The organism is Anaerosporomusa subterranea (genome assembly GCF_001611555.1).
GTDB classification, from domain to species: Bacteria; Bacillota; Negativicutes; order Sporomusales; family Acetonemataceae; genus Anaerosporomusa; species Anaerosporomusa subterranea.
Genome location: NZ_LSGP01000017.1, coordinates 676993 through 690914, shown reverse-complemented (window position 1 = coordinate 690914; position 13922 = coordinate 676993). Strand labels below are relative to the sequence as shown.

The following is a 13922-nucleotide window of genomic DNA, read 5'->3' as shown; positions in this document are numbered from 1 at the left end:
CACGTGATGATATAATTACGTTATATTGCAGACTGGGGTGGATGCTATGACAAATGAAGAATTTCAAAGAATAGTACTCCAGCAAATGGCTGATTTCAAAGACCAACTCGCTGAAGTTAAAACCCAAATAGGCGAAGTTAGGGGCCAACTCGGCCAAGTCAGAAGCCAAATGGGTGAAATCAATAGCCAGATGAGCGAAGTTAAAGGCCAACTTGATGAAAATACCCAGTTCATCAAAGTTTTCCTGCATCGCACGGAAGAATTAGACGCGAAATTTGATGGTCTGCTGCACACCACTGTTACTAAAGACACCCTCGCTAATCTCGCGACGAAAGACGACGTCGCTGCCTTAGACTCAAAATTGGAAGTCCTCAACTCCCGCCTCTTCCACCAAGAAGCGGAACTAGTGCGATTAAAGCGATAAAATAAAACTCAACAAATGTTAACAATAAGCGGTCATGAGGTTTTTACCCCGTGACCGCTTTTAGCTTTTATCCACTCTTTATGTGCAACTACCCAAAACTGCAAGAAGATCGCCACATCACTGCGTTCCTCACGATGACAAACTAAAGTTTGACCTTCGCAATAGTGTCATTGCGACGACGGCCATGGATGGCCTAGTTATCTCTGTACATCTAACCTTGCGCCTGCTCCTAGCCCCGCCCCCTCATAGGACTGATCAACCTCCAACTGGCGAACGGCTTGGTTATATACCAGCTTCAGTCGATCACTAATCCTTTGATTCGTCGCAGCTAACTGGCTAAATAATTCTTTCCCTGCCGGCGATTGTTGGAAATCCATATCAGCCGCTTCTAACAGTGGCTGCATCCCAGCTCGCTGTTCTAGCAGCGTATAAAACATATCCAACTCACGCCGGGAAATAAACTTAAACATCTCGTTTGTCAAGAACAGATAATCTTGCCATAGACTGGCCGCCGACCGATCAGGCGAGCCCATTAGCGGCCAACCGCTGTCTGCAAACGCTGTTGGCGCGCCTGTTTCATCGCTTCAACCCAAGTGTCACGCATATCCGACAGTATGCCTTTAGCATTTTCAAGCATGGTCTTGTCTTTTTTCACATTGCCTTGGACCAGGTTGTATTCGATATAGTCATAGAGTGACATCCAGTTTTTCGACAATTCGATCTTCATATCCAATGTAATCATAAACTCGCGGACAATGTCCTGCGCCCGCACATTTGCGGCATGTGACTTAGAAATATCACCTTGTTCCAACGCCAGAATGCTTTCACTAGTGAAGCGGATCGCGCCGTTATAGAGCATCAGGGTTAATTCTTCAGGCGATGCGGTCATAATCTGTTGGTTCTTATATGCATTCGCCATATTCATCGCGTTCATGATTTGCCTCCTAAATGTCTATGCTCGATTAGCTGCTAAACTGCTGCGCCAGCCAGTTACTCTGACTACTCATCCTCTGCAGAGCAACTTCCATCGCGTCAAACTGGCGATAGTAGCGGGCTTCGAGATCTTTCAGTCGCCGCTCCTCGTTACTCATCCGCTTATTCATGTCATCCAGCCGTTTGGCTAGCGTGCTGTCCGTATCGCCAGTTAAATCGGCGCTTCTGCCTGCAGTCACGACAATCTTGTCAAGCCCAGCCTTCAGCGTATCATAGAGTCGCCGTGAAACGCCGCTCTCCTTATTGGTCGCGCCAGTTGTGGCAAATATCTTATACAGAGCATCTGGATCTGAATTCAGAGCGGTGCGAAGCTTTTTCTCATCCACAGATAACATGCCGCCTAGAGAGCTTATATCCACAAACTTGCCGTCTTCATCAACATAACTTGCGGTCGTAATCCCCAAGTCAGTGGCACTTTTATAATTACCATTGAGACCTGACACGGGCTCAGCGAAGTTGATGCGTAAATCACCGACAAGTCCCCGCAGCATCGCGTCATTACGCAGCATCCCGCTCTTAGCTTTTTCTTCCCAAGCCTTAATCTCGTCATCCTTCATGTCTTTCTTTTGGTCGGTGGTCAGCGGATTAAAGTCCCGGTAATATTTCTCGCCCAATTCATCAGTAATTTTTTTGACGGTAGAATTATACGACTCGATAAACGCTTTGACGTTCTCCACTGCTTTATCAACGTCAGCACCCACGTCGATTGTCGTTGTCCCGGTTTTCTTCAGATCAAACGTGAGACCTGAAACTGTAAACTTGTTGGATGCTTGTGCAGTCGCCTCCACTCCATCGATCTTGATCATCGCGTCAGTGCCAGCAGTATCGACAGCCCCCAGTTTCAGCACGTCGCCAAAGAACTGTTTCGCCGCCCCCCCAACATCAACTGACGCGTCTGTCACCTGCAGCTTATTGGCTGAACCGGTCTGTAAATTATACAAGTAGAAACGGTCAAGTGTCGTGTCATAGTTGGCACGAATATTGAGTCCGGCATTATTGATGCTTGCCGCCAACTCATGGATGCTCTTAGTCGGATCAACCGTGATTGTTTTCGTGTTCACGCCATCATTAAGTGTCACGTCAAACGATGCCGACGAGTCCAGGCCAAACTGACTGGCAAGAGTGGACTTGTCAGCGCTTGTCGTAATCGTCGCTGCGCTTTTGCTCATCGCCGCCGTCGCCAGAGAGGTTACTTCTACCGTGTGATTGATCGGCACCGCATCCGCATTAGCCGTTACCGTTGCCACCGACGAATCACTTGCCGTGGCCTTCATGGGCCGCAGTTGGCTGGCCATACGGAAGTCAAATACATTCTTCTCCCGAAACTCCTTAAGCGTGGTATAAATAGTGTTAAAATCCTTTTTCTTATACTCTAGGCGGGTTTTCTCCTGATACATCTTGTCATACTGTATCCGACGAGCCTTCATCATATCTTTTACCATCTGGTCGACATCCATCCCGGAACCGCTTAAACCATATGTACGAATTGCCATGATCTATTCCTCCTTAGGCACGTTTATCTAGTAACGCACCGACATACTCACGAATTTTAGCCACCATATCTAGAAAATCGCGCGGTGGAAACTCCTTTAGGACTTTGTGTTCTGCCGTGTCCACCAACTGAACAATCATCCGCTGCGTCCCCTCATGTATTTCAAAATGCAAATCTGCATTCATCGATTGAAAAAACTTATTCAGCGCTTGCGTTATTTCTTTCACATCGCCAGCTTCAAGTTTTTTCGATTCTTGATTCTGCTTATCAGTTTTGTCCGTAAGTTTAAGTTTAGGCATCCCTGCCTCCGCTTTCACCGTCTCACTGGCTACAGGCGCAGTCCTTGCTGTAGCGGCAATCGAAGCCTCTGTTATTCTGTGGTTGCCGATTTCCATTCATTTCACCTCGGTAACATTACTTCTATTATTGTTATCGACAGATTTTAGCAAAATCTTTAGTACTAAAATAAGAAAAATCCGCCTAATAGCGGATTTCATTTATACCTGTACATCAACATTGCTACCCAAATACGGCTGAATCGACAGTTCCGTAGCCTTCATCATAGCAGTAAGAGAATCAGCCTGATCAGTCGCAGCTCCCATAGCCAGTTTCATCACAGAGATACCAGCCTGTTGCTGCACGTTACTTTGACTAAGCATAATCGACAAAGCAGCTATATCCATATCAGAACCTCCCTTGGAATAAACGTACATATAACCGACCTTATGACACCCGTGGCATTCCCCAGTGCCCCGCAATAACTCTTGAAACCTCAACAATCATCTGCCTCACTATTATTGTGACAAAATAGAACATCAGACTGTGCGAAAACAACTTCCCGTAATTTTCATTCATCACTTAGATATTAAAAACAGGTACTAATATTGAACTAGAGGCAGAATATTGGTGACGACCGCCACTTTCTCAGCACTAGAACCGTCACCGGTCCCCAAATTAACGCGACCGCTTTCACCTACCTTCGCCGAAAACCACCACAACCATTAGAGGGACTGTTGAAACGCAATTACCTCGGGGTCATTCGGAATCAGTTCTATAAGCTCTACCAGCTTGTCCTTTGCTTCATCTTTATGGTTTTGCTCTATTAAAAAGCGTACCCTCAATTTCTTGAAGCACAACCAACCGTCCCCATTCTCTACGGCGGCACACAGCAGCTCGCCTGTGTCGCAGTACCCCTCGACCAACTCGTCCGGCACTTCTTGGAGGGTAAGAAGCCAATTAGCCACAGTTGCAAATAATTCTTTACGCTGTCTTTGCATTTCCAAAGCTTGGCCAAGCTCCACACCAAAATCTTCGCGAGAAATCAAAATCTTTGTATAATCATCAGAAAAAACATTTATCAAATTTGACAATTTTTCCGAAACGCTAATCTGTGTATTCAATAAAATCTGCAGTGTATCTTTTAGTGCATTCATATAGACAGCCAGCAAAAAGTCGACATTGCGACGGCTTACATGACCGCATTTGGCGACAAGAAATTGCGATGCAAGATCAAATATTATTTGATCGGCTTGTACACGTTGCGGAGAATAGCTATAGGAATCCGATTTAGGATTCACATAATATTTATAATACGTACCCGCCAGTATACCAAATTTTTCACAATTTTTTAGCACATCAAGACATAATGCTGTATCCGCACCGTATCTGATATCATACAAATAATCAAATTTTATCTTTTTCAAAAGATTTATTGAAAAAAATTTCGCCCATACCGGCCGAATCAAGCCATAATAGGTTTCAATATGCGAAAAAGTTTCTCCTATACACAATGCATTATTGTTAAATGCTCTGTTTCCTAAAAATCTTCCGTCTTTTGCACTAATGAACTCATTTCCGGTGGTCGCAAAATCCAAATCATGCTCCTGCACAAACTGCAACATGTCGGAAAAGAAATTTAGCTTATATTCATCATCGCTATCAAGAATAACTAAAAAATCGCCTTCGCCGACCTGCACAATCTCTTGAATAAAATCAAAAATTCTATAGAGATCATTTTCATCATAGTTCCTCTGAAGAATTCGCTTATCCTGCTGCGCATACTCTGTGATAATTTCCCTGGTGTTATCAGCAGAGCCGTTATCAATGACATAATATATCCAGTCATGGTATGTTTGATTGATAATACTGTCTATAGCGCGGCGCAGAGTTTTCCCAGCATTATAGGCCACTGTTAATACAATCAGTCTGCTCATAGCTTATATCTCCCTTTCTTAAAACACCCAAGGCACGTCATCAGGATGATGAAGCTTCACAACAAGAATACCGTCATTCTCGTGATGCTTAATGCTATTATAGATTTCATCCTGATAAATGTAATTACTGACGACTATTATTTCAGGATGCAATGATTCGATCTGATCTGGCGGATAAACCGTAATCCCCTCATTGACAGTATTCCATAATCGAGGATTGCTGTCAAAGAAAACGATTTTAAAATCCGGCTCCCCAAAAAAGCTTTTATACAAACGGACAATTTCATTAGAATATCCGGCTCCTGGATAAAAACCTACCAGCTTATAGCTTTTACTATGCAACAATTCCTTGAGCCGTTCTCGGCGAGCATTTTGCAAAAAGGCTCTTCTTTGCATATTGGTATAGATTTCATCTATTACTTGGATTATTTTTAGTCCTTGCGTACAATGCTTTTCACATTTTCCACATTGAATGCAAGGATTATTGCCGCTCTCAGGTAAAATATGAAAATCCAGATACAGCTTGCGAAATAATTGGATATTTTTTAAAAGCTCCGGTTCTGTCCGATTATATGCCGGTGTCGGTTGAAATAACCTGGAATTATTGCTTTGCATAAAGGAGGAAACAGGTATTTGGGCAGGGCATCCCTCACAGTACCTGCATCCTGTACAAAAACCGTCAAGCCTTCGTAAGCCAGTGTGCACACGTTTTATCCTGTCTTGATCGGACTCCGCATTGCCTTCCTGAAATGCACCTAAATTATGTTGAAACTCTTCCATTGTACTCATACCGGACAATACAATATTTACTGCAGGATGTGCCGCCACAAACCTGAGTGCAGCCGTTGGCACACTGTTGTCACTCTGGTTTTTTAAAAAGGAGTAATACTCGCTGTTTTGCGGCACAATCCCCCCTCCCAGGGGATTCATAACCACAATTCCAACACTATTTCGGGCAGCACATTCCAAAACAGGCTGCATTACACTACTGTTTAATACAGAAAACGATATTGTCGCGCCTTCAAAAGCACCGCTTTCGATAATTTTGATAATTTCTGCGGCAGGGGCATGAGTGGAAAAGCAAATATGATCAATGAGGCCGCGTTCCTTGACCTTTAACGCGCCTTCATATAAAGCACCCTTACGCATTATTTCTGCAAACTGCGCATAGCTTTCAATGTTCCAAATTACAAAGTAAGCAGCATGGTCAATGGCCATATTTGAAAAAGAAGTCTCCACCCTTCGCAAGGCATCATCTGCTTTAGTATCAGTTATAAAAGACGACTTGATTGTGACATTACGTGTTGCTTTTGTACGCTGAAAAGCAAGCTTGCAAACCGTTTCCGCCATTCCTCTGGAATAGCTGTAGCCTATATCAATGTAGGATAGGCCGGCATCCAATGCTGCCGCTACCATTGCTGCGGCGACCTCAATTCCCTGACTGTCATTGGGGCCATTGATTTTAAATCGGTTGGTGCCTATTCCCAGAGGAAAAATGTTATCAAATATTGTCATAGTTGTTCTGCCGCCGGAAATCGTGCCGAATTCTGAGTATCAAAGCCATTACAGTGCTTGCAGCCCACAGGAGGATACTTTCCAAAAGTAGCCGCTTTTTGTCGGTTTATTGCAAGTAATTGGTGATTTTGTCTAAGATCTATGCGCTCTACAGCAGATAGATCGTAATGTCCGAATTTATATCCCAGCATCGAACGCACACAAAAATAAGCGTCTCCCTCAAAAAGTGTAATACACGGATTTTGGGAAGTATGGCAATTTTGAAACACCCGACTTATTTGTTCATCAGAATAACCACGATATTTAAAATCGCCAAAGTCAATCCAGCCGTCACAGTATTGGTTCTCACCATGATAGATATTCACCTTGTAAGGTATAGAACATTCTTTGAGCAATTCCTGGGTACGGACAATTTTAGGGGAAAGGTGTCCGTAATCATCCAGTAAAAAACCGTATTGCTCACCATGCCGTTGCATGAGGCTCAACAATTCGGCTCCAGGCAGTATGGTTCCGTTAGAAATAATTCGCAGAGAACCAAACTGCTCTTTAAATTTTGCGGTATAATCAATGATTTGTGTGATATCAGGATGCAACAGCGCTTCCCCACCGCTGATATCGACCCGCTCCACAAAATCATAGATCTGAAAAATGGAGCCAATCTCCGAAATGATATTTTCAAGAGTATCATGTTTTTGTTCTTTGAAATAAGGAATGCCCAAAACGCATTTCTTGCATCGCAAGGTGCATTTTGTAGTTACAATCACCGCTATCACTTTGGTACTGACGACCAATCTCATCACCCTCTGTTATGAATGCTTTTTTGGCTCTGATACTCTCAATTGTCGATTCATGCCTGTTCTGCCGCCGGAAATCGGGCTGCATTTTTATTGTCAAACCCGTTGCAATACTGACAAGCCTTCAATATATACTTCCCAAATTGGTGTGCAATTCTTCGCTTTTCCTCTAACGTAACACTTTGATCTAACAAAGGCACTGTTTCATTTTGGTCATCCTTAGGAATTTTTCCTAAAGCCATTCCCACAGGAGCTATCGTACAGTTGTACAGATGCCCGTCAAAAATAGTAAGGCACATATGATGAGCCTGAAGGCAACTGCCATATACTTGCTTTAACTCTTGATCAGAATAACCATTATAGTTTAAGTCACCAAAATCAATCCAGCCGCCAAAATCCTGATTTTCTCCCACGTACACTGTTTCACGATAGGAAATGCCGTTCTCATTCAAGATAGACTTTAACTCTGTTACTTTTTGAGATAATGCACCGTAATTATCGATAAAAAAATCAAATTGCGAATGAATCGGAGCGATAGCAGACAACATTTCTTGGGATGGGAGTAGTGTACCGTTAGTCAACACACGCAAAAATCCGAATTTATCCCGGTATTGCGACGCATGAGTCAGACTCTCTGCCAGACCACTCCACAGTAAGGGTTCTCCACCAGTAAAATCAAGATGATCTATGTAATCATAAATTTTGAACAGTTCGTCAATACAATTCTTAACCTGCTGTACATCGGCAACATATGTAATACCGGCCTCCCTGAATTTCGGCATAGCAGACCCACAATACTTGCAATTCAATGTACAATGTGTCGTTGTAAAAACCGTAACCATTTTTGTACTGAAAGCCATAATTTACCTCCAACTATTTGACCACTCATTTTGCAAGGAAAAACGCAATTGATTAGACCGATGCAAACAGTTTTTTTCACTTATGCACAACATGATAGTCCGGATTTGCTTCTTTGATGATAGCCTCCTGATGATAGCCTCCAACACCTGCGAATCATCCTTATACTCCAGCAAGGTCTCCCCTTTTTCTGAGCAACTGTTTGGCGGCAGGATAACGTTCACTGTTCTCGCTGTCAAATCCTTTGCAATAATGGCATGCCTTAATCGGCTTGGTGCAAAAGCCTGTCCCGATTTCGCGTTTTTCTGCCAGAGATACTGTATCGTCCAGCAAATCAATATACTCTCCTTTTTCAGGCAGAATACCCTTCGCCAAAAAAAGTGACATCGCATAAACACACGAAAATGCTTTTCCGGCATTTACACAGGTAAATGCATTTTTAGGAGCGATGCATCGCTGAAATATGCGCTCTACCTCTTTCGTCGAATATCCATAATCCTCATAATCGCCAAAGTGTATCCACCCATCGTAGCGCTGATTTTCCCCATGATATACATCCACCCGATAAGGGATTCCATATTGCTCAAGTTTTTCGACAAGTGGCTGCAGATTCTTGGAGTGCTCGCCATAATCATCTACAATAAAGTCAAAATATTTACCGCAACTGCGTGCAAGCTCCAACAACTCATCTTGCGGCACAATGGTAGCGTTGGTGGTAATTCTCAGCCGTTCAAATTGATTGCGATACTTCAGCGTTTCCTCGATGATTTCCAGTATTTGAGGATGCATTAAAGGCTCCCCGCCGATAAACTCTACTCGTTCAGTAAAATCCCAAATTCTAAAAAATTCTTTTATTTCCCGAAAAGCGTTTTCTTTCAGTGTATGGCACGGTCTTGGATTGTAAGGAACAGCCGCTGCGCAAAGCTCGCAGTTCATCGTACATTTTGTTGTAATATAAAAATCAAATATTTTAGCCGTCAGCCTTTCTGGCATAGCTGCGACCTCCTCTCAAAGTTGTTCGGCAGCCGGATAGCGTTTGGTGAGCTCCAGCGTACCGGCATCGCCGCTGCAATATTCGCAGGCGGATATGTATTTCGCATTGCCGATTTTTAAAAATTTCGCACGTTTTGTTTCACGGCTTTCAAAAGGATCCAGCAAATCCACATAATCATCAGCGTTGTTTGGCAAGCGTCCCAATTCCATACCGCGCTGGGAACGTGTGCACCAATGCACTTTTCCGTCTCGAGTGCGCCAATTCCCCTGAAGTACCCTTGTTACCGAACACGTACGAAACACCTTTTCCAATTCTGCTGCTGATCTGCGGTAAGGTTCCCATCCGCCAAAATCCACCCAGCCCCCAAAAGACTGATCGTCACCATAATATTTCTCCACCTTGCAGGTCACTTTGTTTTCGGTTAACAGCTTCAATGTCGCTTCTTCCTGATCGGGTCTGACATTGTACAATGACGTTTGTACAAGAATCTTCTCTTTGTAACGCTTAATTACATCCAATAACTCATTGGAAACCGGAATGGTGCTATTGGTAAATAGCATTAATCGGTCAAAACGATCTTTATATTCCATAGCTGTCTCTACCAGCCCGGCAAGCTGTGGATGCAGAAAGGGCTCACCCCCGCCTGTAAGGTGCAAAGTTCCTATTCTGTCCACTACAGCAAAAGCTGCTGATAATATTTTGTTTGCTTCTTCGACTGTCATATCAGGAAAAGCCTTGTTCTGCGGCACGTACTCGCAACACAGCCTGCATCTTAAATTACACCGGGTAACAATAATCAGAGAAAACTTACCTAGCCTTAACATATATTTCCATCCATTTCTTTTCAAAATCTAATATATGTGAACTGTTTAAAAATCTACTACGATTTTCTGCAAGCTCGCTGCGTATTTCTGCCAAATGAATCTCACAATTCTTGATTTTGTTTGTAACAATTTTATTTACCATTGAAATCTGGAAAGACCAGTAAAAATACCACCAATAATCCGATTGATTGGGAAAACGCGCACCTAACCAGTGTGTACGCTCTCGATACGCCTTGCGATACGCATCCAAATATTCCGCAGTAATCAGGTTGTCCTTTGTAGTGACTGATGAGTTATTCCCGGCGTGGCGATAGACATGATACTTAGGCATACCATGGTAAGCAACAGTTTTCGCTCCGGCTAGAACCTTATACATAAGAGAAATATCATCATATTTTCCCGTTTCAGCAAAGCGGATATTTCGAAACAGAGAGCTATCTATGAGTTTGGTGGGAAATCCAGTGTTATAAAGTTTCCTCCACATCAATGTAATAATGGCTTGTTGCGTATTCATTACAGTCATTTGCTCCACTATATCTGTAGAAGCACGTTGATCGGAACTGTTGCTTAAAGTTCCGCAGATAGAAACCGCCGCGTTGTTTTCCACCGCCAGCTTGTACAAAAATTCCAGAAAATCCGGCTCACAGGTATCGTCGTCATCAACAAAAGCGATGTAATCGCCTTGTGCCGCATCAAGTCCCGCGTTGCGTCCGGAGCCGATGTTGCCGCACCGGCAGTGAAGGACGCGGATGCGGGAATCCTTCGCGGCGTATTCGTCGGCAATCGCACCGGAGCGGTCAGTCGAGCCGTTGTCCACCATAATGAACTCGAAGTCGCGAAATGTCTGATTGAGTATGCTCTCAATCGCCCGTCCGACGAGATTCTCACGGTTATAGGTCAGCATAATGACTGAGATCATCAAGTCTCCCACACTTTCTACGGGGTTAAATATCGTTGTAGCTACATCCGTTGGCGAAGCGGATTTTGTCAACTGTTATCCTTCCCAAACTTTCCACGGCGCATTGCCGGAATTCCACATGGTTTCCAACCGGCCTTTATCTCTGAGCGTATCCAAGCATTGCCAGAATCCGCTATGTTTGTACGCAGCCAAATTACCGTCTGCAGCCAACCTTTCCAATGGTTCACGCTCAAATATCAGACTCTCCGAATCATCCAGAAAATTAAACACTTGCGGCTCCAACACCATAAACCCGGCGTTAATCCAACCGCCGTCCTCCTTTGCCTTCTCGGCAAACCGATTAATGGTCTGGTGCTCATCAATATCCAGAACACCAAACCGTCCTCCTGGCTGTATTGCGGTCAATGTCGCAAGCTTCCCGTGACTTCTGTGAAAACTGAGAAGGCTATTAATATTAACGTCAGAAACGCCATCTCCATAAGTCATCATAAAAGCTTCATTGCCTACATATTTCTGAATTCGTTTGATCCTTGCACCTGTCTGTGCTTCTAGTCCTGTATCCACAACCGTAACACGCCAAGGTTCCGCAACATTGCTATGAACAGTCATTTCATTGTTATTGGAAAAATCAAATGTGATATCGGAGCGGTGTAAATAGTAATCTGCAAAATATTCTTTGATCGCATAGCCTTTATAACCGCAGCAAATGATAAAATCATTGAAGCCAAAGTAGCTGTAGCTCTTTAAGATATGCCACAAAATGGGAGAATCACCAATTTCAATCATCGGCTTTGGTTTCAGATGGCTTTCTTCACTGATGCGTGTACCAAAACCTCCAGCGAGAATTACAACTTTCATAACCTTACCTCCAATACAGCAATGTTTCTAAGCATAGCATAGGCTATAGGCAAGAAAGATGCCATAAAGTCAACTGGCGCAATTACAAAGCGCCCCTTAATACTCCGTTTGCTCGGTTACCTAAAGCATCTGACAAGGTTCCAACAGCTAAAGTCCAGCGCAACAATTCATAAATATCATTATCGCGATATCCACAATTATACGACTGCAAAAAGCTCTCAACAGCAGCTTCATAGTTTTTTAGTTTATATAAACAATACCCTTTTTGAAAATAGTATGATGCATATTTTTCACCAGGGCTCTCGCCATTGCTGATAGCTTGATCATAAAAACGCAATGCTGTCTGATAATATTTGCGATTAAAAAAGATTGTACCGATATTGTTTGACACATCATTCTCAAAATGAGATGAAAGTGACAATAGTCGATCCAGGCTTTCATTATCAGCCCACAAAATAAACTTAGCCAAGAGTTGAAAATAATAAATCTGATCTTCAGAATTCAAAGTGCCATCCTTATCGGTATACATTTTCGTAGTCTTTATTATGGATGGCGGAAGTTGTCCGCAACAGTTCGCTCCGTAATTCGGATTATTTCCTAACAAAGCAGCAACAGCAATTAATATAGCAAAGTCGATATCCGGCCTCTGTTTATAGAAATTCAAAAGATTAGGCAATACCTCTTCATAGCGTCCATTGGCAAGCAGCATTTGAATAGTTAGTACATCATATTTTTCATGATTTTTTAATCGCAAATTAGCATAATACCCAAACACTGTTGCAACTTCACAGTTTGCTAACTGTGCTACCAAAAACTCTAGATCATTCTGATCCGTTTTGTCATAAAGTATATTTAAGAACATTATGATATCTTGAGGAGCCTGATGTCTAATGAGCATAAATAGACGTTGAAAACATTCAGCATTGTATTTTTCATTTTTCAATGACGCAAAGTAAAAATCCATTGCCTGCTCATCCGCATTACGGTGTTCACTAATCACACCCATATAAAAATATGCTTGATGAATATATTGTGGCATTGAATTGAGTTCAATGCCATTGTAAACCTCTTGTAGTCTTAAAGTAGTTTCATATACCGAAAACGCTGCATCATATTTTTTATCACGATAGAGTAATTTTGCTTTATAAAAATAAAAAACAGGATTCTTAGGAAATTCTTTCGCAGCGATATCAATTTCCCGCATAATATCATCAGTTGAATACCGGAGTTGAAACATGGCCGTGATCATGTTTTGATGTGACTGAATGCTACAGCCAAATATAGTTCTACCACTTTGTCGAAACATCTGAGCATATTTTACCGTTTCTTCCCAGTTTTCCAATGCGCGATAACCATCGCTAATATAGTGGTAAATCTTAGGGTCTCGGGGTGCATCAGGGAGCTCTTGTAATAATAATTCTAGGTTTCGTTCCGACTTCAGATTTTTATTACTCAGAGAATATCCAGTATGATATATCAGTAATTCTTTTTTTTCCGCTAAAAAAGCAGTTAGCTTTTTTCGATTATTTATCAGTGTTTCATGGATAGGATTCACGTAGTGTATATTGGAGTTATTTTTGAAAATCCGTATATGAATAATTTCATCCAAATGTTTACCATTCGAAGTCTCTATATTAATCATTTTACAGGCTATGCTATCATGGGAATCCTGTACTCTCTCAATTAGCTTGGGAATATTTCCGGCCATTCCTTCGGCAAAGTACTCGTCAGAATCCAAAAAAATAATCCAATCCCCTTTTGCTCGGGAAATTGCGTAATTCCTTGCCGCGGCAAAATTATTTATCCAAGTAAAGTGAAAGACTCTGGCTTTTAACTCTTTAGCAATCATAACGGTTTGATCAGTAGAACCGGTATCAACCACAATTGTCTCACAGACAATGTCACGAAAGCTATTTATACATCTGGCTATGTTTCTTTCTTCATTTTTTACAATCATACATGCTGATACTCTCATAATAATTCCTTCTATTTAAGTTGGCCTATGGTTATCAATCGCAACTGCATCAACCAGGTTACC

Annotated in this window: 15 protein-coding genes; 1 reads left to right on the top strand and 14 read right to left on the bottom strand. The window is 42.5% G+C overall.

Translation table 11 applies throughout. The features are described 5' to 3' along the window. Nucleotides 1-46 precede the first annotated feature (46 nt). Entirely contained in the window at nt 47-424 is a 378-nt protein-coding gene (locus AXX12_RS10645; protein ID WP_066242088.1) for a hypothetical protein, read from the top strand. A 197-nt stretch (nt 425-621) separates the two neighbouring features. On the opposite strand, the gene AXX12_RS10640 is transcribed toward AXX12_RS10645, so the two are convergent. The 14 genes from AXX12_RS10640 to AXX12_RS10575 form a co-directional block, all read right to left on the bottom strand. After that, nucleotides 622-957, bottom strand: a complete 336-nt coding sequence (locus AXX12_RS10640) for a hypothetical protein (RefSeq protein ID WP_066242085.1) — start codon at nt 955-957, stop codon at nt 622-624. Then, nucleotides 957-1358: a flagellar export chaperone FliS gene (fliS, locus tag AXX12_RS10635; RefSeq protein WP_066242081.1), complete on the bottom strand. Its 402-nt coding sequence runs from the start codon at nt 1356-1358 to the stop codon at nt 957-959. The genes AXX12_RS10640 and fliS overlap by 1 nt, the downstream gene beginning before the upstream one ends. 28 nt (nt 1359-1386) lie before the next feature. After that, a complete protein-coding gene (gene fliD, locus AXX12_RS10630) occupies nt 1387-2910 on the bottom strand; it encodes a flagellar filament capping protein FliD (protein WP_066242077.1) in 1524 nt (507 codons plus the stop codon). 13 nt (nt 2911-2923) lie between these two features. Continuing rightward, on the bottom strand, nt 2924-3304 hold the full coding sequence (locus AXX12_RS10625) for a flagellar protein FlaG (RefSeq protein WP_066242075.1): 381 nt from the start codon (nt 3302-3304) through the stop codon (nt 2924-2926). Nucleotides 3305-3406: 102 nt separating this feature from the next. After that, nucleotides 3407-3592: a YjfB family protein gene (locus AXX12_RS10620; RefSeq protein ID WP_066242073.1), complete on the bottom strand. Its 186-nt coding sequence runs from the start codon at nt 3590-3592 to the stop codon at nt 3407-3409. 318 nt (nt 3593-3910) lie between these two features. After that, nucleotides 3911-5122, bottom strand: a complete 1212-nt coding sequence (locus tag AXX12_RS10615) for a glycosyltransferase family 2 protein (protein ID WP_066242070.1) — start codon at nt 5120-5122, stop codon at nt 3911-3913. A gap of 18 nt (nt 5123-5140) precedes the next feature. After that, on the bottom strand, nt 5141-6637 hold the full coding sequence (locus tag AXX12_RS10610) for an aldo/keto reductase (RefSeq protein ID WP_066242067.1): 1497 nt from the start codon (nt 6635-6637) through the stop codon (nt 5141-5143). After that, entirely contained in the window at nt 6634-7428 is a 795-nt protein-coding gene (locus AXX12_RS10605; RefSeq protein ID WP_066242066.1) for a radical SAM protein, read from the bottom strand. Before AXX12_RS10605 ends, AXX12_RS10610 begins: the two co-directional genes overlap by 4 nt. Nucleotides 7429-7484: 56 nt before the next feature. Next, complete coding sequence (locus tag AXX12_RS10600; protein ID WP_066242063.1) at nt 7485-8291, bottom strand: radical SAM protein; 807 nt, start codon at nt 8289-8291, stop codon at nt 7485-7487. Between the two features lie 160 nt (nt 8292-8451). After that, nucleotides 8452-9282 (bottom strand): radical SAM protein, encoded by an 831-nt coding sequence (locus tag AXX12_RS10595; protein ID WP_066242061.1) that lies wholly within the window; start codon nt 9280-9282, stop codon nt 8452-8454. A gap of 15 nt (nt 9283-9297) precedes the next feature. Next, nucleotides 9298-10107, bottom strand: a complete 810-nt coding sequence (locus AXX12_RS10590; RefSeq protein WP_066242060.1) for a radical SAM protein — start codon at nt 10105-10107, stop codon at nt 9298-9300. Beyond that, nucleotides 10091-11098, bottom strand: a complete 1008-nt coding sequence (locus AXX12_RS10585; protein ID WP_197470692.1) for a glycosyltransferase family 2 protein — start codon at nt 11096-11098, stop codon at nt 10091-10093. The genes AXX12_RS10590 and AXX12_RS10585 overlap by 17 nt, the downstream gene beginning before the upstream one ends. A 3-nt stretch (nt 11099-11101) precedes the next feature. Beyond that, entirely contained in the window at nt 11102-11884 is a 783-nt protein-coding gene (gene rfbF / locus AXX12_RS10580; RefSeq protein WP_066242055.1) for a glucose-1-phosphate cytidylyltransferase, read from the bottom strand. A gap of 82 nt (nt 11885-11966) precedes the next feature. Continuing rightward, complete coding sequence (locus tag AXX12_RS10575) at nt 11967-13859, bottom strand: glycosyltransferase family 2 protein (RefSeq protein ID WP_066242052.1); 1893 nt, start codon at nt 13857-13859, stop codon at nt 11967-11969. Nucleotides 13860-13922 lie beyond the last annotated feature (63 nt).